Genomic DNA, 25952 nt, shown 5'->3' with positions numbered 1-25952 from the left:
AATTCGCCGCCTTCCAAATCTAGTAGCCTGGCGGTTCTCGTTAACGCCGCCAGAACAAACATCGTTTCAAGGCATAGCAAAACCATTCCCAATCATTGAGAACCGTCGCCGCCCGTCCCCTTTTTTCAAAACTCTCTCTCGTCCTCGCAGCCGATCAAAAGTCCCGCCCAGCCCGCCTCGTGAACGGTCTGCGCTTGCAGGAGCCACCCCACATATACGAACGCTCTCATCCTCATCATGAGCCGTCCGAACTCTTCCACCTCCTTGGTCCGGATGCAGGACCCGGATTCGCATTGACAAAGACCGACCGCTTCCGGAAATGCCAATTTCCGGACCACAACCGATGGTTATCAGGAAAACGGGAGAATTTATCCCCGTTGCAAAGGGCAAAAGTCTGCTTCCCGTCCTTCACTTTGACGGTTATCGGCAGCCTCTGAAGTAATCCCCGCGCCCCTTGCTGAAGGGCATTTAGGCAGGATCAAATGCCAAGATCAATGATGAATTTTACGCAAAATTAAGAGCCGGGCGTTGACTCCGCGAGCGTGATTTGAATGTCACAGAGGCATTCATGGAGAATCGCTGTTGAATCAATGGGATTCAAAAAGGACATACATTCTGAACGATTGTTCACAGAAAAAATAAAAATGTTCTTGACTCGACCCAAGGGCATTTGGTGGCCTCCAAAGTCACCTACAGACTCATAGACCTCCAGTAAGCCACTGATATTTAAGTCTATTTTCTGTCACGCCGATGACACGAAATTGTTAATGAGCCGGATAAATATAAGGAGGCCTGAGAGAATCACAAAAAGCCCAGTCGGAACGACCAGGCTTCATTATGATACAGTTTGTAAAATTGATTAGGCCGAAAGGGCCTTCACACGTGCAGCAAGACGGGACACCTTGCGGGATGCCGTGTTGCTGTGAAGCACGCCCTTGGTGGCGGCGCGCTGGATTTCCGGCTGGGCAGCCTTGAGGGCTTCGGCAGCAACGGTCATATCGCCGGAAGCGATGGCTTCCTCGACTTTACGGATGAAGCCGCGAACGCGCGAGCGACGGGACTTATTGACTGCAGTACGGCGAGCGATCTTGCGGGTCGCTTTTTTCGCCGAAGTTGTATTGGCCATTTCATGCCTCTCTACGAATTCGAACCAAACTCCGCCGTTGCCGCGCCGGTCCTTGCGACCATCAATCCAGCAATTCGGGAGCAATAGAGGAAGCCATGATCAGGCTTTCCCAACTGTGGGCGGGCATATAACCGGAATACCCGCCCCAGTCAACGCGCATTTTGGTGGATGACCATCCGCTGTTGCACGATTATCGGTTGGAGAACTGCGGCTTGCGCTTTTCCACGAAGGCCGCCATGCCTTCCTTCTGGTCGGCGGTCGCAAACAAGGAATGGAAAAGCCGCCGTTCGAAACGCAGCCCTTCGGCAAGCGTGCCCTCGAAGGAGCGGTTGACGGCCTCCTTTGCCATCAGCACCGCGGCGCGCGGGAAGGAGGCGATCTTTGCGGCCGCCTCGACCGCCTCATCGATCAACCGCTCCGGCGAAACGATGCGCGACACCAGCCCCGCCCGCTCCGCTTCCGCCACGTCCATCATCCGGCCGGTCATCACCATGTCCATCGCCTTCGCCTTGCCAACCGCTCGCGTCAGCCGTTGTGAACCGCCCATGCCGGGAATGACGCCGAGCGTGATCTCCGGCTGCCCAAACTTCGCGGTTTCCGAGGCGATGATGAAATCGCACATCATGGCGAGCTCACAACCACCGCCGAGCGCGAAACCGGAGACGGCGGCAATCATCGGCTTGCGGGTCGCGGCAACCGCCTCCCATCCGGAGATGAAGTCGTTCACATACGCTTCGACGAAATCGATGCCTTGCATTTCCTTGATATCGGCGCCGGCGGCAAAGGCCTTGTCCGAGCCGGCGAGCACAATTGCACCGATCGCCTCATCCCTGCCGAACGCGGAAAGCACTTCGGTCAATTCCGCCATGACGGTCGAGTTCAGCGCGTTCAGCGCCTTTGGCCGATTGAGGGTGATGAGCGCGACGGCGCCCCGGGTTTCGGTCAGCAGGGTTTCATAGCTCATCGAATGTCTCCTCTTCTGCTCTATTTCTCTAGGCAGCGGTTATTTCTGGCAGACCGGGCAATAGAATGTGGAGCGGCCCGCCTGGGTGATGCGTGCCACGGTACCGCCGCAGCCCAGCGTGCGGCAAGCGCCGCCTTCCCGGTCGTAGACGGAGAAGGAGTGCTGGAAATAACCGAGCGAGCCATCCGTCTGGATATGGTCTCTAAGCGACGAACCTCCGGCGGCGATCGCATCGGCGATGACGTCGCGGATCGACTGGTTGAGAAGGACCAGCTCCTTGTTCGGCCTGCCGGTCTTGGTCACGACACTGCCGGCGGCGCGTTTCGGCGACAGATGCGCGCGCCACAGCGCCTCGCAGACATAGATATTGCCGAGACCCGCTATCACCGTCTGGTCGAGCAGCGCGCCCTTGAGCGGCTGGTTCTTGCCCGCCAATCTCGCCGCCAGATAGTCCGCATCGAGTGCATTGCCCGTCGGTTCCGGTCCGAGCTCGGCAAAGGCCGGATAAAGATCGAGCTCGCTGCGCTTCCACAGCTGCATGAAGCCGAAGCGGCGCGGGTCATTATAGATGACGCGCAGCAGGCCTTCATTCTGTCTCAGATGGAAGACGACATGATCGTGTTTCTGATCTTTCGAACGTGGATGGTGGAACTCGGCGAGCGCATCGTTCTCGATCCGAAACGATCCCGACATGCCGAGATGGCTGATCACGGTGAGATCGTCCTCCAGGTCGATCAGCAGGTATTTGGCGCGCCTGCCGAGCGAGACGATACGGCGTTCGTTGACGGCATTGGCGAAATTCTCCGGAAGCGGAAAGCGCAAGTCCGGACGGTTGAGCTCCAGCCTGGCGATCACCGCACCTTCCATTGCCGGGGCGAGACCGCGCCGGACGGTTTCCACCTCTGGCAATTCGGGCATGATTGACTAACTTCCTGTTTCAACGACATCGCGCCTGGTCTATAGACCGGACCGGATGTCGCACCCATGTAATGACACGCGCCACAGATAGCGTGGGATGAGCGATTTCGCTATGGTCGCCGACCAGAAGAGAGACGTTAGGAGTTCACCGATGACTGAAGCTCGTACCAGCGCCGACGGCGGGATGGAAACGTCCTATGGCTTCCGCAAGGTCGCCGACGGCGAGAAGCAGGGTCTCGTCAACGACGTCTTCCATAAGGTCGCCAAACGCTACGACATGATGAATGACGTGATGTCGGCCGGCATGCACCGCGTCTGGAAGGATGCTCTGATCGCCTCGCTCAATCCGAGAAAGGACGTCGGCTACAAAACCTTGGACGTGGCCGGTGGTACGGGCGATATCGCTTTCCGCATCGTCGAGGCTTCCGACCGTAAGGCGCATGTGACCGTGCTCGACATCAACGGCTCGATGCTGGCAGTCGGCGCCGAGCGGGCCGAGAAGAAACGTCTCTCGGAAAACCTCGCCTTCGTCGAGGCCAACGCAGAATCCCTGCCCTTCGAGGCGAACTCCTTCGACGCCTATACGATCGCCTTCGGCATCCGCAACGTGCCGCATATCGACGTGGCGCTGAAGGAGGCCTATCGCGTGCTGAAGCGCGGCGGACGGCTGCTGGTGCTGGAATTTTCAGAAGTCGAGATGCCGCTTCTGGAGCGCTTTTACGAGGAATGGTCGTTCAAGGCGATCCCGCGCTTCGGAAAGATGATTACCGGCGAGGCCGAGCCCTATCAATATCTGGTGGAATCGATCCGGAAATTTCCGAACCAGGAGAATTTCGCCGCGATGATCCGCAATGCGGGTTTTTCGCGCGTCACCTACACCAATTATACCGGCGGCATCGCGGCGCTGCATTCCGGCTGGAAACTCTGAACGCATGAGCACGATCGGCGCTTATTTCCGGCTTGCCCGCGTCGGCTGGGTCCTGGTGCGCGAGGGCGTGGTATCGGCACTGCCGACCCAGGACATGCCGCCTTCCGTCGGCCTCATCAAGGCACTGGTGGAGCCCTTGGCGCGGTTCCGCTCCAAGACGCAGGCGCGCAGCGAGCGCCTGACCCGTGCCGTCGATCGGCTGGGGCCTTCCTATGTCAAGATCGGCCAGTTCCTGGCGACCCGTCCGGATGTGGTCGGCGTCGACTGGGCCGTCGATCTCGCCATGCTGCAGGACCGGATGGCTTTCTTCCCGACCGAGATCGCAAAAGCGGCGGTCGAGGCGTCGCTCGGCCGGACGATCGGCGACCTCTATTCCTCCTTCGGCGAGCCGATTGCGGCCGCCTCGATTGCCCAGGTCCATCCTGGCGTCGTCAATGACAGGAAAGTGGCGATCAAGGTGGTGCGCCCGGGCGTGCGCCAGCGCTTCGCGCATGACATCGAGAGCATGTATCTGTTGTCGCGCATGCAGGAACGCTTCATGCGCTCCAGCCGCCGGCTGCGACCCGTCGAGGTGACGAGGACGCTCGAACAGACCACCAAGGTGGAGATGGACCTGCGCCTGGAAGCGGCAGCGCTCTCCGAAATCGCTGAAAACACCAAGGACGATCCCGGTTTTCGCGTGCCGCAGGTCGATTGGGAGCGCACCGGGCGCGACGTGATCACCATGGAGTGGATCGACGGCGTCAAGATGTCGGATCTGGCCGGGCTTCGCGCCGCCGGCCACAATCTCGAAAAGCTCGCCGAAGTGCTGATCCAGTCCTTCCTGCGCCATACCCTGCGGGACGGCTTTTTCCATGCGGACATGCATCCCGGCAATCTGTTCGTCGATTCCGCCGGCACCGTCGTCGCGGTCGACATGGGCATTGTCGGGCGATTGGGAAAAAAAGAGCGCCGTTTCCTCGCCGAAATCCTCTACGGCTTCATCACCCGCGACTACCTGCGCGTTGCGGAAGTGCATTTCGAGGCGGGTTACGTGCCGGCCCACCACGACGTGGCGAGCTTCGCCCAGGCGATCCGCGCAATCGGCGAACCGATCCACGGCCAGCCCGCCGAAACGATCTCCATGGCGCGGCTCTTGGCTCTGCTCTTCGAGGTGACCGACCTGTTCGAGATGCAGACCCGCACCGAACTGATCCTGCTGCAGAAGACCATGGTCGTGGTCGAAGGCGTGTCGCGCATGCTCGATCCGCGCTTCAACATGTGGAAGGCTTCAGAACCGGTCGTCGGCCAATGGATCCGGGACAATCTTGGGCCGAAACGCATTGTTTCGGATTTGCGCGACGGGGTGAAAGCCGCCGTCAAGCTTGCCGAGGCTCTTCCGGAAATCGCCGCCAAGACGGAGACGCTACACCAGGAACTCGTCTATATGAGCGAGCACGGCCTGCGCTTCGATCCTGAGACGACAGAGGCCATCGGCAAGTCGGAGGCTCGACACAATCGTTCGGGGCGCGTCGCGCTGTGGATCATCGCGCTGTCGCTGCTTTATCTTGCTTTCAGACTCAGCTGAAATTTGCCCGGTGGCCTGATGATGCAAAAACCCTGCTCCACAAGGGTTTTCGCCATATTGCAACTCTAAAGCGGCCTTTATTCCGCCGAGTTCTCATTCTCTGTTAAGGAATACATTCCTTTTGGAATTCGGCTTCCGGAGACAGTTCATGGCGCTAGGCGCAACTCAACGCTTGCATGACGGCGTCGCGGCCGTCGAGACGATGACCCGTTTCGCGCTCGCCGTGCTGGCGCTCGCCTCCGGCGTCTACACCTATCTCGGGGCACGCAGCATTCTCGACGGGTCGCCGACGGCCGTGTTCTTTGCAGCGGTCATCTACTCCGCCTCGGTCTCGGTCGGCATCTATGCCTTCTGGTCCTATATGGCCCGGTTCTACCCGCATGTGACGAGCCGTGGCGGCCGCACCGCCATGCTCGGCGTCATGGCGGTCGGCGCTGCGATGATCCTTGCGATGTCGAGCTGGCTGAACGCGGCGGCACTTGCCGGCTCCGCAGCCGTGGAGCAGCATCTTTCCGAAACCGTCGAGGACTATACCGCGGATCTCGACCGCGCCCACCAGAATGCACTCGCGGCCCAAAACCTGCTGCCGGATATCCAGCGTGCGTCCGAGCGTTTCGCCCAGCTTGCGGGCGTCGAGCGCCAGTCCGGTTCGCTCACCGGCACGACCGGATCGGGGAGCGTCGTGCAGCTTCTCAGCCAGATGTCGGCGCAGATGAAGTCGCTTACAGCCAACATCAATGCCTCGCGCGAGCAGGTGGACGGCCTCTTCGCCCAAGGCCAGAAACGGCTTGAGACAATGCGTTCGCTGGTATCCGCGCCGGGCACGATCGAGCCGCGCGCCGACCAGTTTTCCACCGAAGCCGTGGCGCTGACCGGCGTCATCACCTCGCTCGCGCAGACCTCGATCGCACCGTCGATCCGTCGCGCGGCGGACGACCTGTCGCTCGGCTTCATCGCGCCGGTTCCGGATGGTGGCGCTGCAGATCTCGTCAACCGGCAGAACCAGGTGATGGACACCGTCCGCACCTCGGTCACGGCGCAATCCAAGGCGCTCGCCAAGGCTGCCGACGAAATCCTCGCGCGCCCGCCTGTGCAGGAGCGTCGTTTCGTGCCTATGTCCTCCGCCGAGGCCGTGCTGAATTATGCGCAGGACTTCATTCCCGCCTGGGCCGGCGCTATTTCCATCGACCTGCTGCCTGGCGTGATGGTGTTCATCCTGGCCGTCGTCCATGGCGCTATCCGCCGCCAGGAAGAAAACCTGCCCTTCGCCGAGCGGATCACGGCGGCCGAGCTTCTCAGGGCGCTTGAAGTTCAGCGTGCCGTCACGGCGAGCGGGGTGAACATCGAGCAGACGATCGCCAAGGCGGAAGCCGACGACAAGACATTCGCGCCAAGGCCGCAGCCGGCACCCGAACTAACACCGGAACCAGCGTCTGAAGGCGAACCGAACAACATCACCGCCATCGACCTCAAGTCGCGCAGCCGGGACCGGACGCATGAGGATCGGTGAGGCGATCGGCAAGCTCGATGAAGGCGTGCTGATGCGCGGCGCCTTCTATATTCTTCTCTCGGCCGCAGCGGTTTTCCTCGTCGTCGATATTCGTGACATGACAGCGATGAACGCAGCCCTGCCGGGCTTCGATCCGATGCACGAGGACCAGCCCGTGCTGCCGCCGGCCCTGACCGAGGGCGTGCCCGCAGCACCGCCGGTGCAGCCCGCCAGCCCCAGGGAAGTGCTGCGCAAGCCGATCACCTTTGAGCTCACCACAGGCGGTGTGCTGCTCGCCGAAGGGACGATCGACCGGGGTGCCGCCGCCCGCTTTTCCAAGGAGATCGAGACGCGCGGGGAATATGTGAAGACGGTGACGCTCAATTCCCCCGGCGGCTCGGTTGATGACGCGCTCGCCATGTCGAAGCTGATCCGCGACAGGAAGCTCGACACCAAAGTCGCTTCGAAAGCGCTCTGCGCCTCATCCTGCCCGATCGTATTTGCCGGCGGCGTCGGGCGTTTGGCGGAGAAGGATGCAGTGATCGGCGTGCACCAGGTGTTCAACGGAGCCAAGGACCGGCCTTCGGCGGAACAGGCAATGTCGGCCGCGCAGGCGACCACTGCGCGGGTCGCCCGCCATCTCGACCAGATGGGCATCGGTGCGGGCCTCTGGATCCATGCGCTCGAAACGCCGCCGGACCGGCTCTATTATCTGACGCCGAAGGAAATGACCGATTTTAAGTTGACGACCGAGCCGCTCGCGACCGCCAGGAAGAAAATCTAGCGTCTCGTTGGGCCTTGAGGGCCTCAGGTCAGGTTTGCGGCTTGATCTCCCGCTCGCAGAAGGTGATGCGGTTGCTGAAAGGATCGGTGACCGTCACTTCCAGACCCCAATCCGCCTGTTCGAGCCCTGGCTTCATATAGGGGTAGTTCCTGCCGATCAGCTCCTGCTGAAACGCGCGCGCACCTGTCATCGGCACGAAGACCCTGGCTCCCGGCGACGCGTCGCCCGCATGTTCGGAGAGGTGCATCAGCATGCCGCTTCGCGAAATCTGGCAATAGAGCGGGAAGTTTTCACCGAAACGGTGCTCCCAGTCCACGGTGAAGCCTAAGAAATCGCGGTAGAATTCCATCGCCTTGTCGACGGAGAAGATCCGGAAGATCGGGATCGCTGGCTGGATCGACACCGCATCCGGCTTCCTTTGCTGCGGCTCTGACGCGTCGATCTTTGCAGCAAGGATATTCCAGTTGTCATAGCCGAATTGCGCTGCAACCAGTTCCAGGGCCTGGCTATGCGTCAGCTCGACCTTACGTTCGGCAAGCGCCTCGCGCAGGCTTTTCGCCATCAGTTTTGCATCGCGGAAATCGCGCATCTCATCATCCTTTCAACAGACGAACAAAGACCGGTCAGGTCCCATCAATCAGCGCCCGCATTGCTGATCCGTTCGTCATCGCTGGCCGGATTGGCAAAGGATGAGAGGCGGTGGATGCGTTCACCTTGGCGCTTGAGGGCGCCGCGGGCGGCTGGCCGCATCCGGCCGCAAACAGGAGTAACGCAGTCCAGAATCTAGCGCAAGATGTTCGGATTGCTTTCGCGTCAGTGCGTGACCGGTTCCGGGAAAATCCGGCCCTCCTTCGCCTTTGCGCTTGCCTTGAAGAGAGCGCGCGTCGGGCTGGTGACGACGTCGATCGCTGCTGCAGTTGCGCTCTCGATCGCCTCGCCTGCCACGCTTGCGGCAAGGGCGCGTCTGCGGCCGCTTATCTTGCCGGGCTTGCGGACGTCGGCCCGCTCGTCGGTCAGGACGGCGGCGGCAGCATTGGCGCCGGCGACGAGGGCTCTCGCCAGCATCTGTCGGCCGGTGCGGCTTGCCAGCATGTTGCGCAGCAATGACGACTTGCGCACGGATTTCGGCACCTTGAACCCCGCGACCTTCTTCGGAACGATCTTCTTTTTCATGACGGCTCTCCTTTGCGGTCCAACTCCTGTTGGCTGCAACTGTTCCGTGACGCCGTCAAATGGGGAAGGCAATTGCAACTTGGCGACCGAAAGCTTAGCTTCCGGCCATTCTGGTATCGGGTAATGGCATGGAACTCTCCGGCAAGCGCATTCTTCTGATCATCTCCGGCGGCATCGCGGCCTATAAAAGCCTCGATCTCATCCGCCGGCTTCGCGAGCGGGGCGCATCGGTTCGTCCGATCATGACCAAGGCGGCCCAGGAATTCATCACACCGCTCGCGGTCGGCGCGCTATCCGCCAGCCATGTCTATATCGATCTGTTTTCCCGCGAGGACGAGCAGGATGTCGGCCATATCAGGCTCGCCCGCGACAACGATCTTGTGATCGTCGCACCCGCCAGCGCCGACCTGATGGCCAAGATGGCGCATGGCCTCGCCGACGATCTTGCGAGCGCTGTGCTGCTTGCCACCGACAGGCCGGTCCTGGTCGCTCCTGCCATGAACCCGAAAATGTGGGCAGCGTCTGCCACCAGGCGCAATGTCGAAACGCTGAAGGCTGACGGCATTCATTTCATCGGCCCGATGGCCGGCGAGATGGCCGAAAGCAACGAGAGCGGCACCGGGCGCATAGCCGAGCCGCTGGAAATCGTCGTGGCAGCGGTCCAACTGCTGGACGGCGCACCAAAACCGCTTGCTGGCAAAAAGGTCATCGTCACATCCGGCCCGACGCACGAGCCGATCGACCCGGTGCGTTATATCGCCAACCGCTCCTCCGGCCGCCAGGGCCATGCGATCGCCGCAGCACTCGCAAAGCTCGGCGCAGATGTGACGCTCGTCTCCGGACCGGTCACCATACCTGATCCGATGGCCGTGGAGACCGTGCATGTGGAACGCGCCGAGGAGATGCTGGAAGCCGTGATCTCGCGCCTGCCAGTCGATATCGCCGTCATGGTCGCAGCGGTCGCCGACTGGCGCGTCGCCTCGTCGGCCGGCCAGAAGATCAAGAAGCAGCCGGGCGAGGCCCCGCCTCCCCTGTTGCTGACCGAAAACCCGGACATCCTGAAGACCGTGGGGCATCACGAAAAGCGGCCGAAGCTGGTGATCGGCTTTGCTGCAGAGACCCAGGATGTCGAAAAGAACGGCCGCGCCAAGCTGGAACGCAAGGGCGCCGACCTGATCGTTGCCAACGACGTGTCGCCGGAAACCGGCATCATGGGCGGCACCCGCAACCGGGTGAAGATCATCAGCGCCAAAGGCGTCGATGAATGGCCCGAGCTTGACAAGGACGAGGTGGCGGAGCGCCTTGCCGCGCTGATCTCCTCGAAGCTCGGATAGAGATCAAGCCGCTTCCGACAGCGCCTTCGGCCGAAAGAGCGTGGCCTGCAGGCCATCGGCCCCAACCACAACGGCGCTGCCGTCCGGGATTTCTACCCAGGTATCGACTTCATCGTTCAGCGGCTCGGAAACAAGGCAATAACCCGTCTTGCCGCCCATCGGTGCCGCGTAGAGCGTCGGCGGTTTATGGTCGGTGGCATAGCGCACCGCATAGAGTTCGCGGCCGTTGGAATAGGCGGCGGTGAAGCGCACCAACGCTTCGCCCGATTTTTCCAGAGACAGGTCCTCGACCGTGGCGATCGCCTTTTCCATGGCCTGGAACGGATCGGTATCCAGGCCGAATTGCAGGGCGAGCAGGAAGAGAAGCTCGGAGTCCGTCGTGCCGTTGCGGGCTTCGAACAGCGCGTCCGAGAGCATGCCCTCCATATGCCGGCGGATGCGCTCGAAGCCGGAGATCTGGCCGTTGTGCATGAACGACCAGTGGCCTTGGACGAAAGGATGGCAATTGTCGCGCCGCGTCGCGCCGTGGGTTGCCGCCCGTACATGAGCGAGGAAGAGCGGCGAACGGATCTGCCGCGCCAGGCTCTTCAGATTACAGTCGGACCAGGCAGGCAGGATGTCGCGGTAACGGCCCGGTTCCGGCCGGTCTCCATACCAGGCGATGCCGAAACCATCACCATTCGTCGCGGTCTTGGCGCGGGTGGCGCAATGAGACTGCTCGATCAGGGAATGGGCCGGCGAGGATACGAGTTCTTCGAGATAAAGAGGTTCGCCGCGATAGGCTGCCCAACGACACATGAGTATTTCTGCTCCGACGTTGCCGCCCGTCCGCGGCCTGAAAATCCAGGAATTTCAGGGTCTCTACAAAGGCTTAATGAAACATGAATTCAATGGTTACATGCCAGCTTCTTGCTAAAGAATGTATCACTTTTTGCGACAGGGCGTGATCTTTCGAGGTTGCCGCCGGAGTTTGGCGGCCTAGATAGAGGCTCATGTCGCGTAAAGAACAGTCGAGCCCAGCTACAGCAGAAGCGCCCCTTCCGGGGGATCCCGTTCTCGCCAGGCTCATGCTCGAACCGGAGCGATGGGCGCTGTTTCTCGATATCGACGGCACGCTGATCGAGCTTGCCGAGACCCCGGACGGGATCGTCGTACCGCCGGATCTGCCCGAAAACCTGCATCGTCTTTCCATGAGCCTTGGCGGCGCGCTGGCGCTGGTCACAGGCCGGGCTCTTCCCTATGCCGACCAGCTTTTCACCCCGTATAAATTCCCGATCGCTGGCCTGCACGGCTCCGAGCGCCGCGACCCCTCCGGGGCGATCAGCCGGGTGGAGGTTGGTGCAGCGTTCGAAGATCTGAAAGCGGCTCTTGTCCGCGAGGCCCGTCAGTGGCCGGGCGTTCTGGTGGAGGACAAGGGGGCGGCCGTCGCAGCCCATTATCGCCAGGCGCTGGAGCAACGCGAGGCGGTCGAGGCGGCCATGCCCCGCTACCTCGATATGGCAGGACCCGACTTCACGCTCCAGCACGGTAAGATGGTGATGGAGATCAGGCCGGCCCAGGCGAGCAAGGGCCACGCATTGCAGGCCTTTCTCGATCAACCGCCCTTCAAGGGCCGCAAGCCAATCGCGATCGGCGACGACGTGACCGACGAGGCGATGTTCCGCACTGCCAACGAGCTCGGCGGCCATTCCATCCGTATCACCGAGACGCCGGGTGATACGGAAGCCAAATCCACCCTCCCCTCGGCCGCTGCCTTGCGCGCGGCAATCAAAGCGCTCGCGAGTGGCGTCAAGCCCGACGCCGCGTGAGCTGAAAGGACAATATCTTGAGCCGACTTGTCGTCGTTTCGAACCGTGTCTCCCTGCCGCAGAAGAGCGGCGATGCTCCAGCCGGCGGGCTGGCTGTTGCGCTGCAGGCCGCTCTGGAGGAACACGGCGGCATCTGGATGGGATGGTCCGGCAAATCCAGCGGCGCGAAGGAGCCGGCGCCACTCGACATGCAGCAGCACGGCAACATCACCTATGCGCTCACCGATCTCACCAAGACGGATGTCGAGGAATATTACCACGGGTTTGCCAACCGGGTGCTCTGGCCGATCTGTCATTACCGGATGGATCTTGCGGAATATGGACGAAAGGAGATGGCCGGGTACTTCCGCGTCAACCGCTTCATCGCCCATAAACTGGCGCCGCTCATAGAGGACGACGACGTCATCTGGGTGCACGACTATCACCTGATCCCGCTTGCCGCAGAACTGCGCCAGATGGGTCTCAAGAACAAGATCGGCTTCTTCCTGCACATTCCCTGGCCGCCGGCCGACGTGCTCTTCACCATGCCCGTTCACGAGGAGATCATGAAGGGGCTGTCGTATTACGATCTGGTCGGGTTCCAGACAGACCATGACCTTGCCAATTTCGTCGGCGGGCTTGTGCGAGAAGGCATCGGGGACGCGCTCGAGGGCGGGAAACTGACCTCCTATGGGCGCACCTTCAAGGGCGGCTACTACCCGATCAGCATCGAGACGGCGATGTTTGCGGAATATGCGAAGAAGGCAGCGAGCAACGTCATCGTGCGCAAGGCCAAGCAGAGCATCGAAGGGCGGGACCTGATCATCGGCGTCGACCGGCTGGATTATTCGAAGGGCATCACCCAGCGGATCGACGCCTTCGAACACTTCGTCAAATCCAACCCGGCCCATCATAACCGCGTCACCTATCTGCAGATCACTCCGAAATCCCGCTCCGAGGTACCGGAATACGAGCAGATGCAGCGCATGGTGGCCGAGCAGGCAGGCCGCGTGAACGGTGCAATCGGCACGGTCGACTGGGTACCGATCCGCTATATCAACCGCTCGATCGGCCGGCCCGTTCTGGCAGGCCTTTATCGGCTCGCCAAAATCGGGCTCGTCACGCCGCTACGCGACGGCATGAACCTGGTCGCTAAGGAATATGTGGCGGCCCAAGATCCGGAGAATCCGGGCGTTCTCGTGCTGTCGCGCTTCGCGGGTGCTGCACGGGAACTGCGTGGGGCGCTGTTGGTCAATCCCTATGACATCGAAGGCACGGCAAACGCGATCGCGCGCGGCATCAACATGCCGATCGAGGAGCGCAAGGAGCGCTGGGGCCGGATGATGGAGCATCTCCTCGAATACGACGTGACACGCTGGTGCGACGATTTCCTCAAGGACCTCACTGCGGCGTAAGCTCCTCAAACTCTGAAGATCAACCGCAATATCACGTCGGGCAGGTGCTTTGGTCATGGCGTTGCCAAGGACGCCATGACTGCGGATGGTTATTGGATCACGCCGCCTGCTTCAAAGATCCGAGCGCCTCATCGAGACTCACATGGCCGAGGAACTGGCCGCTCGTCTGCGCCTCTTCCTGATGTTCGATGGCCCAGGCGAACTGCACCGCGGAGTCCTGCTGCAGGCGCTCGTAAAGGGCGTTGAGCGCCGGAAACTGCCCCCGATCGACGACCTGGTGGAAATCGTTCCAGCGGGCAATGCCGGCGAAATAGGCATCCGCAAAACTCTTCTCGTCGCCGAGCAGCCATTCGCGGCCGCCAAGAAGCGTTTCGAGCTGCGCATGCGCCTTTTCGACCTTGGCGACACTGTAAGCGCGGAGCGCTTGCTTGGCCAGCGGGTCGAGTTCGTGCTCGACCGTGTGCCAGAGCGGACCGAAGGCATTGAAAAAGGCGGTATTGAGGAAAGCCAGCATCTGGTTCAGCCGGTCGAATTTTTCCGATTTCGGATCGAAACCCCAACCCTTGCCCACCGTGCGCGCGGCGATGTGATTGAGGATCGCCATGCTTTCGCTCATCACCCGGCCATCCGGCAACATCAGCGACGGTGTTTCGCCGATCGGATTGACCGGCTTGTAGGCCTCGCTCGAAACCGCGGCCGGCATTTCGACGCGGCACAGCCGATAGGGCGCGCCGGTCCATTCGAGCGCGACGATCGAGCCGAAGGAACATCCTTCCGGAACGCCGTAAAACAGAATCGGTGTCATTTTCATACTCCCTGGATTGAAATTTTGAGGCACCGGCAATATGAATTTGTGGACGCCGGCGCGGTAGACCCCAGTTTTCCGCCTTTAAGTCTACAGGCATGGAAGCTGAGAATGACTTTGCCCAACCTCAACGATCTCTATTTGTTCGTGCAGGCAGTGGAGCATGGCGGCTTTTCCGCGGCAGGCCGCCGGCTCGGCGTGCCGAAATCCACCGTCAGCAAACGCGTGGCGGAACTCGAGGACCGGCTCGGCGTGCGGCTGATCCAGCGGACATCCCGCAGTTTCTCGCTGACCGATCTCGGCCGGGATTTCTTCCGGCACGCGCAGGCATCAGTGATCGAGGCGGAGATGGCGGAAACCATCGTTCGCACCCATCTCGGCGAACCGAGCGGCATGGTGCGGATGACGGCCGCGGTGCCGACCGCGCAATTCGTGCTCGCCGATCATCTCGCCGAGCTTTCGACGCGTTATCCCAAGCTGCATCTTTCGCTGCATGTCAGCGACCGGTTCGTCGATATCGTTCAGGAGGGTTTCGACATCGCGGTACGCAGCCATCAGGCGCCGCTGCCGGATTCGACACTTCTGCAGAAGAAGCTCGCGGTGCACTCTTTCTTCGTCGTCGCCTCACCGGATTATGTTCGCATCCATGGTGAGCCCTTGCGACCGGAAGATCTCGCCGGACACAGGGCGGTCACTGCCGGCCCGATGGATACGGTCTGGAAGCTGGCCTCCGAGGATGGCGAAGCGGTCGTGGTGACACCCAGATCCGTGCTTTCCGCCGACGAGCCGATGGTGATCATGAAGGCGACGATGACAGGCCTTGGCCTGACCTGCCTGCCGACTTCCGTCTGCCGCGGGGCACTTGCCGAGGGCCGGCTGATCCGCCTGTTGCGTGATTGGACCGCCGGCAGCATCACCACGACGATCCTGATGCCGCATCGACGCGGGCAGCTTCCGGCCGTGCGCGCCGTCGTCGACTTTCTCAGCGAACGGATCGGCGCCTAAAGGGACTTTCCTTTCGGTGACTTGGCGGCTACCCATGGCCGTTCCATTCCCAAGAGGCCATCATGTCGATCGAACATACCGTCACGCCCGAACGTATCGCGGAGACCGAGAAGCTCATCCGTCCGCATATCCGCCGCACGCCTGTGATGCGCGTCGACATGCGGGATTTCGGCGGGACACCGCTGCCGATCGACCTGAAGCTCGAACTGCTGCAGCATTCCGGCTCGTTCAAGGCGCGCGGCGCCTTCACCAACCTTTTGACGCGCAATGTGCCGGCGGCAGGCGTCGTCGCCGCGTCCGGCGGCAATCATGGGGCGGCCGTCGCCTACGCCGCGATGCGACTCGGCGTGCCCGCGCATATCTTCGTGCCGAGTGTGGCCTCGCAGGCGAAGATCGACCTCATTCGCTCCTATGGCGCGGAACTGGTGGTCGGCGGTGATCGCTACAACGATGCATTGGCCGCAAGCCAGACCTACGTGGCGACGAGCGGCGCAATCGCCGCCCATGCTTATGACCAGGTGGAAACCCTGCTCGGCCAGGGCACGCTCGGCAAGGAGATCGAAGACGACCTGCCGGAGATGACGACGCTGCTGGTCGCTGTCGGCGGTGGCGGACTGATCGGCGGCATCGCCTCCTGGTTCCGCGGCCGGGTGAAGATCGTCGCGGTGGAATCCGACGGTGCGCCGACCCTTTACGAAGCCTTCAAGGCGGGTAACCCGGTGGATGCGCCGACCGGCGGCATCGCCGCGGATTCGCTTGCGCCAAAGCAGGTCGGCGAACTGATGTTCCCCGTCGCGCAGAAATACGTGCAGCCGCCCGTGCTGGTGACCGACGACGAGATCCTCGCCGCTCAGAAGGCACTCTGGGCCGGCGCCCGTATCGTTGCCGAACCCGGCGGTGCCGCAGCCTTCGCCGCCCTGCTTTCCGGCAAATATGTTCCCGGCCCTGATGAACGCGTCTGCGTGCTGGTCTGCGGTTCCAACACGACGGCGGTCAAGTTCGGCTGATCATTCCGGCGGCAGGGGCACGTTCGGCCATTCCGTCGTGACTTCCGCCTGAACCGGCCGGTCGAGATAGGTGGAAAGTGCGATATAGCTGCGGGTGCCGCGCACGCCGGCCAGCGAATGGATCTGGCCGAGCAGGAATTCGAGCGCCTGCGGATTTTCCATCCGCACCTTAAGGATCACGCTCGCATCGCCGGCAACGGAATGCAGTTCCTCCACCTCCGGGAAACGGGCGATCTGCATGAGCCGCTCGCTCTTGCCCCAGCCCGCGGCCTCCACATGCACGAAGGCCATGAGAGGCTTGCCAACCGCCGTACCATCCAGCCGCGCCACCGTATCGCGGATCACGCCCGAACGCTTCAATCGCTTGACGCGCTCATGCACCGCAGGCGGTGACAGGCCCACGATTTCCCCCAGCGCCGCGTAGCTCCGGTCCGCATCGGCAGCGAGTGCTGCTAATATCCTTCGGTCAAAAGCGTCGAGCGGGGCAGGCCCCCGCCGCTTCGGCCGAACATCCTCTGTATTTTCCATCCCATCGCCTCTTCAGCTTTTATGCCGAATAGTATTCGGCAAGAATGGGGCATTGCCAGATGAAATTCCAGAGGAAGCAAGATGAAGATGATCGCCCATAACCCAAAGGATGGCGTCTATGCCGCGACGCCGGACTATGTGCACGCCATGGAAGTGTGCCGCCCCGACCGTTTTCTTTTCGTCAGCGGCACGATGGGCCTCGACGGGAATGGAGCGGCGGGCGCTGACCTGGAAACCCAACTCCGCCTGATCTGGTCGAACCTTAGCCGGATCCTTGCCGAAGCGCGGATGACTTCGGACAACATCGTGCGGCTGACCAGCTATCTGCGGCATGCCTCCTATGTGGAGGCGAACCAGAAAGCGCGGCTTTTAGCACTCGGCGGCCGCCCTGTGCCAACGACCGCCATCGTCGTCGAGACCCTGCGCGACGACTGGCTGGTGGAGATCGAGGTCATTGCCGCGGCGTGAGCAGTCTCACGCCGCCTTGGCGACCTGATATTCCTTGATCGCGACCATCTTGATCGCCGGAAAACGCTCCGACTCGTAGCGCAGCGAAAAGCTGTCCTGCGCGAGGAAAACCGGATCGCCATCGAGATCGCGGGCGATATCGCCGCGCTTGACCGTCAGGAATTTTTCGAGATCGGCCTGATGATCGGCGGAGATCCAGCGGCAGATCGAGAACCGCGACATTTCGAAGGAAACCGGCAGGCCGTATTCGCCCTGCAGCCGTTCCTTCAAGACGTCGAGCTGCAGCGCGCCGACGACGCCGACGATGGCCGGCGAGCCGTCTTCCGGCGAGAAGAGCTGCACGACGCCCTCTTCCGCCATCTGCTGCAGCGCTTCCTTGAGCTTCTTCGCCTTCATGGCATCCTCCAGCCGCACGCGGCGGAGGATTTCCGGCGAGAAGTTCGGCACGCCCTGGAACACCAGGTGTTCGCCTTCGGTCAGCGTATCGCCGATGCGCAAAGTGCCGTGGTTCGGGATGCCGACCACATCGCCAGCATAGGCGGTATCGGCCAGCTGGCGCTGGGACGCGAAGAAGAACTGCGGCGCCGTCAGCCCGAGCTGCTTGCCGGTGCGCGACAGCCGCGCCTTCATGCCACGCTCCAGCTTGCCGGAGCAGATGCGCGCAAACGCGATGCGGTCGCGGTGGTTCGGGTCCATGTTCGCCTGGATCTTGAAGACAAAGGCCGTCATCTTGTCGTCGGTCGCGTGCACTGTGCGGATGTCCGCCACCTGGTCTCGCGGCGGCGGGGCGAAATCGCCGAGCGCATCGATGAGGTCGCGCACGCCGAAATTCCGCAAAGCCGAACCGAAGAAGACCGGCGTCATGTGGCCTTCGAGGAAAGCCTTGCGATCGAACGGCCGGCAGGCCTCGATCGCCAGTTCGGTCTCCTCGACGAAGGCGGCGCGTTCGTTTTCCGGCAGGCGGTCAGCAATGCTCTGCGGGCCGTTGACTGGGGTCGCCTTGACGTCCGTATCCGAGCCGCGGACGGTATTGTCCGCCAGGTTATAGGAACCGCAAAAACTCTTCGAACGGCCGATCGGCCAGGTGACTGGAGCGGTGTCGAGCGCCAGCTTCTCCTCGACTTCATCGAGGATCTCGAACGGATCGCGGCTTTCACGGTCCATCTTGTTGACGAAGGTGATGATCGGGATATCGCGCATGCGGCAGACTTCGAACAGTTTGAGCGTCCGCGGCTCGATGCCTTTTGCGGCGTCGAGGACCATGACTGCGGCATCCACCGCCGTCAGCGTGCGATAGGTGTCGTCGGCGAAGTCTTCGTGGCCGGGCGTATCGAGAATGTTGAAGACGTTGCCGTCATATTCGAAGGTCATCACCGAAGTGACGACCGAGATGCCGCGTTCGCGCTCAATTTTCATCCAGTCGGACCGGGTCTGGATACGGTCCCTCTTCGCCTTCACTTCACCGGCGAGCTGGATCGCGCCGCCGAACAGAAGCAGTTTTTCGGTCAGCGTCGTCTTGCCCGCGTCCGGATGGGCAATAATTGCGAATGTGCGGCGGCGGGAAACCGCCTCGGCAATCGTTTCGGGCATTTTTTCTAGATCCTTTACGTTGCCGCGTATCTAACGACTCCGTGGATAACTTTCAATTCGTGTTTGACCGGAGCGACAGTGGGTCGACAAATGACATGATGAACATTCACGCCCCCTCCTCGCCGAAGCTCAATCTCGTCCGCCTTCCTCACGGCGCCGGCCTCGATCTGCCGGCCTATGAAACCGCCGGCGCCGCCGGCATGGACCTGCGCGCCGCCGTCGAGGACGACATGCCGCTGACGATCGCGACCGGCAGAAGGGCACTGGTGCCGACCGGCTTCATTTTCGAAATTCCGGAAGGTTTCGAGGCGCAGGTGCGGCCGCGCTCAGGCCTTGCCTTCAAGAACGGCATCACCTGCCTCAACACGCCCGGCACGATCGACAGCGATTATCGCGGTGAGGTGAAGGTACTGTTGATCAATCTCGGCGACGAGGATTTCGTCATCAGCCGCGGCATGCGGATCGCGCAGATGGTGATCGCGCCGGTGACACAGGCTCGGGTGGCCGAGATTACAGAAACCTCGACGACAGCCCGCGGTGCCGGTGGCTTCGGCTCGACCGGTCTTTGAACGCAAAGGCGTTTTCGTTCCCGACCACTTCCGGGAACAAAATTTCCATTTCTCTTTCCGTCCGGTTCCGCCTTGCTGGCATTCGTCGGGAACACGCCCTAACTTCTCTCCAAACCCAGGGAGAGCACCATGCCAGAGACCAGAAAGCCGGGACGCGGCCGCATCTATTCCTCGATCACCGAAACCATCGGCGACACCCCCATCGTGCGCCTCGACAAGCTGGCCAAGGAAAAGGGCGTGAAGGCCAATCTTTTGGCCAAGCTCGAATTCTTCAACCCGATCGCATCCGTCAAAGATCGCATCGGGGTGGCGATGATCGAAAGCCTGGAGGCTGAAGGCAAGATCACGCCCGGCAGGACGACGCTGGTCGAGCCTACGTCCGGCAATACCGGCATCGCGCTGGCCTTCGCAGCGGCCGCCAAGGGATACAAGCTGATCCTGACGATGCCGGAAACCATGTCGATCGAGCGCCGCAAGATGCTGGCCCTCCTCGGCGCCGAGCTGGTGCTGACCGAAGGCCCGAAAGGCATGAAGGGAGCGATCGCCAAGGCGGAAGAACTCGCCGCTTCCCTTCCGGACGCGGTCATCCCGCAACAGTTCGAAAATCCGGCCAACCCCGAAATTCACCGCAAGACGACGGCCGAGGAAATCTGGAACGATACCGATGGCAAGATCGACATCTTCGTCTCCGGCATCGGCACCGGCGGCACGATCACCGGTGCCGGCCAGGTGCTGAAAGAGCGTAACCCGGCACTCAAGATCATTGCCGTCGAACCGGAAGAATCGCCGGTGCTCTCCGGCGGACAGCCCGGGCCGCACAAGATCCAGGGCATCGGCGCAGGTTTCGCACCGAAAATCCTGGACACGCACATCTATGACGAGATCATCACCGTCAACAGCGGTGAGGCGATGGAGATGGCCCGCCTGGTGGCCAGGCTCGAAGGCGTGCCGGTCGGTATCTCCTCCGGTGCGGCGCTGCAGGCCGCCATCGAAGTCGGCAGCCGCGAAGAAAACGCCGGCAAGACCATCGTGGTCATCATTCCATCCTTCGCCGAGCGTTATCTGTCGACGGCGCTTTTTGAGGGATTGGGGAATTAGTGGATAGTGGGTGGTGTCGGGCGAAGCCGGCGTCATACAAGCCGCTGAGAGCTTCGTTCACCACTCCCTACCCTCACGCCGCGGCCGTCGCCAGCCGTTCGCCGGCCATGCGATAGGAAATCGCCTCGGCGAGATGGAGGCGGCCGACGGTATCCTTGCCGTCCAGATCGGCGAGCGTGCGGGCGACCTTCAAAATGCGGTGGTATCCGCGGGCTGAGAATTTGAGCTTTTCCGCCGCATCCCTGAGCAGCTGGAGACCGCCGGGATCGGGTTCGGCGATCTTCTCGATCAATGCCGTCGAGCAGCGGGCATTGGTGAGCACGCGCGGATAACCCGCCTGTTCAAACCGCTCCCGCTGCCTGTCACGCGCAGCCGCTACGCGCCTGGCGACATCCGCGCTACTTTCCGCCGGCCGCGGACGAATGAGATCGGCAGCGGACACGGCCGGCACGTCTATGCGGATATCGATCCTGTCCATCAGCGGCCCTGAAATGCGCCCCTGATAGTCCGACATGCATTTTGGCCCACGTGCGCAGGAATGGCCGGGTTCGCCTGCCATGCCGCAGCGGCATGGGTTCATGGCGGCGACGAGCTGGATACTGGCGGGATAGGAAACCCGATGGTTGGCGCGGGCGATAATGCATTCGCCGGTCTCCAGCGGCTGGCGGAGCGCGTCCAGCGCCTGCGGCGAGAATTCCGGGAATTCGTCGAGGAACAGCACGCCGTGATGGGCAAGCGATGCCTCCCCTGGCCTGGCGCGCAGGCCACCGCCCACGAGCGCTGCCATGGTGGCCGAATGGTGTGGCGTGCGGTAAGGTCGGCGATCGGAAAGCTTGCCGCCGGAAAGCTGGCCGGCGATCGAATGGATCATCGACACTTCCAGCAGTTCGGCAGCTGAAAGCGGCGGCAGGATGGACGGCAGCCGGGCGGCGAGCATGGATTTTCCGGAGCCGGGAGGACCGACCATCAGAAGATTATGCCCACCGGCTGCGGCGACTTCCAGCGCCCGCTTGGCGCTTTCCTGGCCTTTGATGTCGACGAGATCCGGCAGGTTGGCAGGCAAGGCGCGGATCGCCGGCTGCGGACGCGAGATGACCTGGGTGCCGCGGAAATGGTTGGCAAGCGCGATCAGGCTGCGCGGCGCGATGATATCGATATCGGCCCCTGCCCAGGCGGCTTCCGCGCCGCTGTCGGCCGGGCAGATCAGGCCCTTTCCCAGAGCGTTGGCGGCGATTGCCGCCGGAAGTGCGCCGGCCACGGGCGCAAGCGTGCCGTCGAGGTTCAGTTCCCCAAGCACGACATAACCGGTGAGTGCATCTCCGGGAACGGCGCCCAACGCCGCCATCAGGGCCAGCGCGATCGGCAGGTCGAAATGCGATCCTTCTTTCGGAAGGTCGGCCGGCGCCAGATTGACGGTGATCTTCTTCGGCGGCATGGCAAGGCCAGAGGCGTGCAACGCCGCCTGCACCCGCTCGCGGCTCTCGGCCACCGCCTTGTCCGGCAGGCCGACGATATGCATGTTGATTTTTCCGGGTCCGACCATGACCTGCACGTCGACCGGAACGCCTTCTATGCCCTGGAATGCAACCGTGCTGACGCGCGAAACCATATCCACCCCGCCCCTAACTTCATGTCCAGGACGCCAGCGATACACGCTTTCCGTGCCAAGAATTGCAATCTGGCATAGAAATAAGAATGAAACAAGAACATTAATCGAACAACTTCACGCATCCGCTGCAAGTGGGTTGCAGGCGGTTGCATCGTGAGAACAAAGGCAATCAGTATCCGAAACCCCTTGCCTGCATCAGGCGCGTTTTGCCTCGATTGCATCCCAGAGGAGGCTTGCGACGTCGGCGCCGCCGAACTTCTTGACTTCGCGGATGCCCGTCGGGGATGTGACGTTGATCTCGGTCATGTAATCGCCGATGACATCGATGCCAACGAAGATGAAGCCGCGCTCGCGCAGGGCGGGTCCGATGCGGGAGCAGATTTCCTTCTCGCGCGGCGTGATCTCGGTCGCCTCGGCGCGGCCGCCGACATGCATGTTGGAGCGGCTGTCGTGCTCGGCGGGAACCCGGTTGATCGCGCCGACCGGCTCGCCATCGACCAGAAGGATGCGCTTGTCGCCCTTGCGCACGGCCGGCAGATAGGCCTGGGCGATATAGGGTTCACCGCGATACATCTGGCCGAACATTTCGAGCAGCGACGTGAAATTGCGATCGTCGCGGGCGGAATGGAAAACCCCGGCGCCGCCATTGCCGTAGAGCGGCTTCAGGATGATGTCACCCATCTCCTCGCGGAAGCGGGCGATTTCGCCCGGATCGCGGCTGATCAGCGTTGCCGGCATCAAATCGGCAAATTCGGTGACGAAAATCTTCTCAGGCGAGTTGCGCACCCAGGCGGGGTCGTTGACGACAAGCGTTTTCGGGTGGATGCGCTCGAGCAGATGGGTCGAGGTGATATAGCCCATATCGAAGGGCGGATCCTGACGCAGATGCACGACGTCCATCTCCGAGAGGTCGATGCGCTCCTTGTCGCCGAGCGTGAAATGATCGCCCTTGACGTCGCGAACCTGCAGCGGTTCGACGGCTGCAAAGATCTTGCCGTCGCGCATGGTCAGGCGGTCGGGGGTATAGTGAAAGAGTTCGAAACCACGCGCCTGCGCTTCGAGCGCCATGGCGAAGGTGGAATCGCCGGCAATGCTGATGCCGGAAATATGGTCCATCTGGAACGCGACCTTGCGGATTTTCGCCATGACTTCAGCCCCCTAGGATTGGCCCGCCTGATGTAGGATGGCGAGCCCCCAAAGGCAACTGCAATCGGCCGATATCACGCGGAGATGCCGACCTGCGTCTTTGCCCGCAACATGTTGCGCAGGCGGAAAAGCATGGCGATCGGCTTCGGGAAAGGCCGGCGGATGAAGGCGACCTTCTTGAGATAATTGTCGATGCGCCAGGTGGCCCAGGTCCGGCCCTTGAAATAGCCGACATCGCCTGCCGTCAGCGTGCGCTGCGTGCCGTCATCGGCGGTCACGTGCACCTCGCCTTCGAGGATCACCACCGTCTCGTCCCAGTGGAAATACCAGCGGAACTCGCCGGCCGTGCATTCCCACACGCCGGTCGTGGCGCAATCGTCTTCTGCAGTGGAGTGGGAGGCGGCCCGCGCCCGCGGATCACCGGCGAGCACCCATGTGGGCTCGATCGGCATTGGCTTCATTTCCAGAGAATGCGGACAGGCGCCGATGAACGCCTTAACCTTCGGCTTCTCCGGGGCGTCGGACCTGTATCTGAATGCGAGTGCCGCTGCGGTCGCGGCGAGGACGTGCCAACTCATCTTTCCCCCAAAAGCTGCCAATTCCGGGAAACTGTAGTGGCAAAGAGTAAGGCTGCTGTTCAGGCCGATCTTACAATTTTAACGATCGGCCTGATTTTCGCGCTCTCTTTAGAGAACCGGTTCGACGGGCGCGAGCTTCGCCTCCGCCGGTACGTTGCCCGGCAGCCGCTTGCCCGTATCGAGCGAGAAAAAGTGCAGGCGCCTGGCATCGACGGCGATGCGCATTTCCGCAGAAATCGCAATTTCCGGCGAAACGGCGGCAGTGATCTGCTGATCGCCGACAGTGCCGTGGATCAGTCGCTGGGCACCGAGTTCCTCGGTATATTCGAGGCGGAAAGGCAGAGCCTCTTCGTCGTCGCGCGCGATGCGCAGGTCCTCGGCGCGAACGCCGACGGTAACTGCGCCCGAAGTCGGTGCGAAACCGTTGAGGCTGATCATCGCCGGGCCGATCGCCAGCTTGTCGCCATGCAGTTCGCCCTTGACGAGGTTCATGGCCGGCGAACCGATGAAGCTCGCGACAAAGGTGGAGGCCGGCGCGTGGTAAACTTCCAACGGCGCCCCGATCTGCTCGATCTCTCCCCCGTTCAGAACGACGAGGCGGTCGGCGAGCGTCATGGCTTCGAGCTGGTCATGGGTGACGTAGATCGAGGTGGTGCCGAGGCGGCGCTGCAGGCGCTTGATTTCGCCACGCATGGAAACGCGCAGTTTCGCATCGAGGTTGGAAAGCGGCTCGTCGAACAGAAAGGCTGCCGGTTTGCGGACGATGGCGCGGCCCATGGCGACACGCTGGCGCTGGCCGCCGGAAAGCGCGCGGGGCTTGCGCTCCAGATACTGGGTGATCTCCAGCATGCGGGCGGCTTCGGCGACACGCGCGTCGATCTCAGCCTTCGGCGTACCGCGGTTCTTCAGACCGTAGGCCAGGTTGTTATACACCGTCATATGCGGATAGAGAGCGTAATTCTGGAACACCATGGCGATATCGCGCTCGGCCGGCTCGACCTCGTTGACGACCCGGCCGGCGATTTTCACTTCGCCCGCAGAGATGGCTTCCAGCCCCGCAACCATGCGCAACAGCGTAGACTTGCCGCAGCCAGATGGACCGACGAGGACGATGAACTCGCCATCGGCTATGTCGATGGAGACGGAGCTTACCGCCTTTACGCCGCCGGTATAAACCTTCGAAACTTCTGAAATGTGAATGCCAGCCATGTTATTTCTCCGTTTCAGTAAGCCCGCGGATGAACAACCGCTGCATGAAAATCACGACGAGGATGGGGGGAAGCATGGCGAGTACGGACCCTGCCATGACGAGTTGCCACTCGATGACGCCGTCCTGCGCCGTAACCATGCGCTTCATCCCCATCATCAGCGTGTAATAGCCGGGGTCGGTGGTCACCAGGAGCGGCCAGAGGTACTGAACCCAACCGTAGATGAAGAGGATGACGCATAGCGCGCCGATATTGGTGCGCGAGAGCGGCAGCAGGATGTCCCGGAAGAACTTCATAGGGCCGGCTCCGTCCACACGGGCCGCTTCCAGAAGCTCGTCCGGGACTGTCATGAAGAACTGGCGGAACAGAAAGGTCGCCGTGGCCGATGCGATCAGCGGGACAGTCAGACCAGCCCAGGAATTCAGCATGCCGAGGTCGGCGACGATCTTGTATGTCGGCATGATGCGCACCTCGACCGGCAGCATCAGGGTGACGAAGATGATCCAGAAAGCCAGTAGCCGGAACGGAAACCGGAAATAGACGATCGCGAAGGCGGAAAGGATCGAGATGGCAATTTTTCCGGCCGTGATCGTCAACGCCATGATCAGAGAGTTCAGCGCCATGTGCGAATAATTGGGCAGGCCGTGAGCGGCCGCGGCGCTCGTCAGAATGGTCGAATAGTTCTCGATGAAATGCGAACCTGGCAGAAGCGGGACAGGCCCGCTCATCAGCGTCGAGACGTCATGGGTCGATGCCATGATCGCGACATAGACCGGCAGCGCGACCACCAGAAATCCCAGGATCAGGAATGCGTGGGTGAGGAAGGTCAGGAAGGGGCGGTTTTCAACCATGATCG

General features: G+C 61.8%; 26 protein-coding genes. 12 read left to right on the top strand and 14 right to left on the bottom strand.

All coding sequences use genetic code 11. The features are described 5' to 3' along the window. Positions 1-859: 859 nt before the first annotated feature. The 3 genes from rpsT to mutM all read right to left on the bottom strand — a co-directional run bounded on the left by rpsT (position 860) and on the right by mutM (position 3008). A complete protein-coding gene (gene rpsT, locus RG540_RS22460; RefSeq protein WP_038594489.1) occupies positions 860-1126 on the bottom strand; it encodes a 30S ribosomal protein S20 in 267 nt (88 codons plus the stop codon). Positions 1127-1316: 190 nt separating this feature from the next. After that, positions 1317-2090: an enoyl-CoA hydratase gene (locus RG540_RS22455; protein ID WP_038592710.1), complete on the bottom strand. Its 774-nt coding sequence runs from the start codon at positions 2088-2090 to the stop codon at positions 1317-1319. A 39-nt stretch (positions 2091-2129) separates the two neighbouring features. Then, on the bottom strand, positions 2130-3008 hold the full coding sequence (mutM, locus tag RG540_RS22450; RefSeq protein ID WP_038592707.1) for a bifunctional DNA-formamidopyrimidine glycosylase/DNA-(apurinic or apyrimidinic site) lyase: 879 nt from the start codon (positions 3006-3008) through the stop codon (positions 2130-2132). A 151-nt stretch (positions 3009-3159) separates the two neighbouring features. Here mutM and ubiE point away from each other — a divergent pair, with 151 nt between their 5' ends. The 4 genes from ubiE to RG540_RS22430 all read left to right on the top strand — a co-directional run bounded on the left by ubiE (position 3160) and on the right by RG540_RS22430 (position 7776). After that, positions 3160-3936 carry a bifunctional demethylmenaquinone methyltransferase/2-methoxy-6-polyprenyl-1,4-benzoquinol methylase UbiE gene (ubiE, locus tag RG540_RS22445; protein ID WP_038592704.1) on the top strand — a complete coding sequence of 259 codons (777 nt, stop codon included), beginning with the start codon at positions 3160-3162 and terminating at the stop codon, positions 3934-3936. A gap of 4 nt (positions 3937-3940) precedes the next feature. Beyond that, complete coding sequence (gene ubiB, locus RG540_RS22440) at positions 3941-5503, top strand: 2-polyprenylphenol 6-hydroxylase (RefSeq protein ID WP_038592702.1); 1563 nt, start codon at positions 3941-3943, stop codon at positions 5501-5503. Between the two features lie 148 nt (positions 5504-5651). Next, a complete protein-coding gene (locus RG540_RS22435) occupies positions 5652-7013 on the top strand; it encodes a hypothetical protein (RefSeq protein WP_038592699.1) in 1362 nt (453 codons plus the stop codon). Continuing rightward, a complete protein-coding gene (locus tag RG540_RS22430) occupies positions 7000-7776 on the top strand; it encodes a COG3904 family protein (protein ID WP_038592696.1) in 777 nt (258 codons plus the stop codon). The genes RG540_RS22435 and RG540_RS22430 overlap by 14 nt, the downstream gene beginning before the upstream one ends. Positions 7777-7804: 28 nt before the next feature. Here the strand turns inward: RG540_RS22430 and RG540_RS22425 are convergent, their stop codons facing one another. Together RG540_RS22425 and RG540_RS22420 are read right to left on the bottom strand one after the other, a co-directional pair. Beyond that, positions 7805-8365: a glyoxalase superfamily protein gene (locus RG540_RS22425; RefSeq protein WP_038592693.1), complete on the bottom strand. Its 561-nt coding sequence runs from the start codon at positions 8363-8365 to the stop codon at positions 7805-7807. A 224-nt stretch (positions 8366-8589) separates the two neighbouring features. Beyond that, complete coding sequence (locus RG540_RS22420) at positions 8590-8949, bottom strand: hypothetical protein (protein WP_038592690.1); 360 nt, start codon at positions 8947-8949, stop codon at positions 8590-8592. Between the two features lie 128 nt (positions 8950-9077). On the opposite strand from RG540_RS22420, the gene coaBC reads away from it, so the two are divergent. Then, positions 9078-10283 carry a bifunctional phosphopantothenoylcysteine decarboxylase/phosphopantothenate--cysteine ligase CoaBC gene (gene coaBC / locus RG540_RS22415; protein ID WP_038592687.1) on the top strand — a complete coding sequence of 402 codons (1206 nt, stop codon included), beginning with the start codon at positions 9078-9080 and terminating at the stop codon, positions 10281-10283. A gap of 3 nt (positions 10284-10286) precedes the next feature. Here the strand turns inward: coaBC and RG540_RS22410 are convergent, their stop codons facing one another. Next, positions 10287-11081 carry a class II glutamine amidotransferase gene (locus RG540_RS22410; protein WP_038592685.1) on the bottom strand — a complete coding sequence of 265 codons (795 nt, stop codon included), beginning with the start codon at positions 11079-11081 and terminating at the stop codon, positions 10287-10289. Between the two features lie 194 nt (positions 11082-11275). On the opposite strand from RG540_RS22410, the gene otsB reads away from it, so the two are divergent. Then, a complete protein-coding gene (gene otsB / locus RG540_RS22405; protein ID WP_038592683.1) occupies positions 11276-12091 on the top strand; it encodes a trehalose-phosphatase in 816 nt (271 codons plus the stop codon). Positions 12092-12108: 17 nt separating this feature from the next. Next, the gene (gene otsA, locus RG540_RS22400) at positions 12109-13485 is read left to right on the top strand and encodes an alpha,alpha-trehalose-phosphate synthase (UDP-forming) (protein WP_038592681.1); all 1377 of its coding nucleotides are present in this window, start codon (positions 12109-12111) and stop codon (positions 13483-13485) included. A gap of 97 nt (positions 13486-13582) precedes the next feature. Here the strand turns inward: otsA and RG540_RS22395 are convergent, their stop codons facing one another. Beyond that, positions 13583-14290 (bottom strand): glutathione S-transferase family protein, encoded by a 708-nt coding sequence (locus tag RG540_RS22395; protein WP_038592680.1) that lies wholly within the window; start codon positions 14288-14290, stop codon positions 13583-13585. Positions 14291-14401: 111 nt separating this feature from the next. Here RG540_RS22395 and RG540_RS22390 point away from each other — a divergent pair, with 111 nt between their 5' ends. Both RG540_RS22390 and RG540_RS22385 read left to right on the top strand, forming a co-directional pair. Continuing rightward, positions 14402-15295, top strand: a complete 894-nt coding sequence (locus RG540_RS22390; protein ID WP_038592677.1) for a LysR substrate-binding domain-containing protein — start codon at positions 14402-14404, stop codon at positions 15293-15295. Between the two features lie 62 nt (positions 15296-15357). Beyond that, the gene (locus RG540_RS22385) at positions 15358-16302 is read left to right on the top strand and encodes a threonine/serine dehydratase (RefSeq protein WP_038592674.1); all 945 of its coding nucleotides are present in this window, start codon (positions 15358-15360) and stop codon (positions 16300-16302) included. Here the strand turns inward: RG540_RS22385 and RG540_RS22380 are convergent, their stop codons facing one another. Next, positions 16303-16830: an Lrp/AsnC family transcriptional regulator gene (locus RG540_RS22380; RefSeq protein WP_038592671.1), complete on the bottom strand. Its 528-nt coding sequence runs from the start codon at positions 16828-16830 to the stop codon at positions 16303-16305. Between the two features lie 81 nt (positions 16831-16911). On the opposite strand from RG540_RS22380, the gene RG540_RS22375 reads away from it, so the two are divergent. Then, positions 16912-17298, top strand: a complete 387-nt coding sequence (locus RG540_RS22375; RefSeq protein ID WP_038592668.1) for a RidA family protein — start codon at positions 16912-16914, stop codon at positions 17296-17298. 6 nt (positions 17299-17304) lie between these two features. Here RG540_RS22375 and RG540_RS22370 read toward each other — a convergent pair whose 3' ends face one another. Further along, complete coding sequence (locus tag RG540_RS22370; protein ID WP_038592666.1) at positions 17305-18888, bottom strand: peptide chain release factor 3; 1584 nt, start codon at positions 18886-18888, stop codon at positions 17305-17307. Between the two features lie 98 nt (positions 18889-18986). Here RG540_RS22370 and dut point away from each other — a divergent pair, with 98 nt between their 5' ends. Both dut and cysK read left to right on the top strand, forming a co-directional pair. Beyond that, positions 18987-19457: a dUTP diphosphatase gene (gene dut, locus RG540_RS22365; RefSeq protein WP_038594486.1), complete on the top strand. Its 471-nt coding sequence runs from the start codon at positions 18987-18989 to the stop codon at positions 19455-19457. A 129-nt stretch (positions 19458-19586) separates the two neighbouring features. Further along, positions 19587-20555 (top strand): cysteine synthase A, encoded by a 969-nt coding sequence (gene cysK, locus RG540_RS22360; protein WP_038592663.1) that lies wholly within the window; start codon positions 19587-19589, stop codon positions 20553-20555. A gap of 73 nt (positions 20556-20628) precedes the next feature. On the opposite strand, the gene RG540_RS22355 is transcribed toward cysK, so the two are convergent. The 5 genes from RG540_RS22355 to ugpE all read right to left on the bottom strand — a co-directional run bounded on the left by RG540_RS22355 (position 20629) and on the right by ugpE (position 25947). Further along, on the bottom strand, positions 20629-22164 hold the full coding sequence (locus RG540_RS22355) for a YifB family Mg chelatase-like AAA ATPase (protein ID WP_038592654.1): 1536 nt from the start codon (positions 22162-22164) through the stop codon (positions 20629-20631). 195 nt (positions 22165-22359) lie between these two features. Continuing rightward, positions 22360-23310, bottom strand: coding sequence for a glutathione synthase (gene gshB, locus RG540_RS22350; protein WP_038592651.1), 951 nt, complete (start codon positions 23308-23310; stop codon positions 22360-22362). A gap of 74 nt (positions 23311-23384) precedes the next feature. After that, positions 23385-23888: a cupin domain-containing protein gene (locus RG540_RS22345; protein ID WP_038592649.1), complete on the bottom strand. Its 504-nt coding sequence runs from the start codon at positions 23886-23888 to the stop codon at positions 23385-23387. Positions 23889-23996: 108 nt separating this feature from the next. Beyond that, positions 23997-25097 (bottom strand): sn-glycerol-3-phosphate import ATP-binding protein UgpC, encoded by a 1101-nt coding sequence (locus RG540_RS22340; protein WP_038592647.1) that lies wholly within the window; start codon positions 25095-25097, stop codon positions 23997-23999. 1 nt (position 25098) lies between these two features. Then, on the bottom strand, positions 25099-25947 hold the full coding sequence (gene ugpE, locus RG540_RS22335; RefSeq protein ID WP_038592645.1) for a sn-glycerol-3-phosphate ABC transporter permease UgpE: 849 nt from the start codon (positions 25945-25947) through the stop codon (positions 25099-25101). Positions 25948-25952 lie beyond the last annotated feature (5 nt).

It is taken from the genome of Neorhizobium galegae bv. orientalis str. HAMBI 540 (assembly GCF_000731315.1).
GTDB classification, from domain to species: domain Bacteria; phylum Pseudomonadota; class Alphaproteobacteria; order Rhizobiales; family Rhizobiaceae; genus Neorhizobium; species Neorhizobium galegae.
The sequence above is the reverse complement of the archived record's forward strand: the minus strand, read 5'-3'. Positions and strand labels throughout refer to the sequence as shown.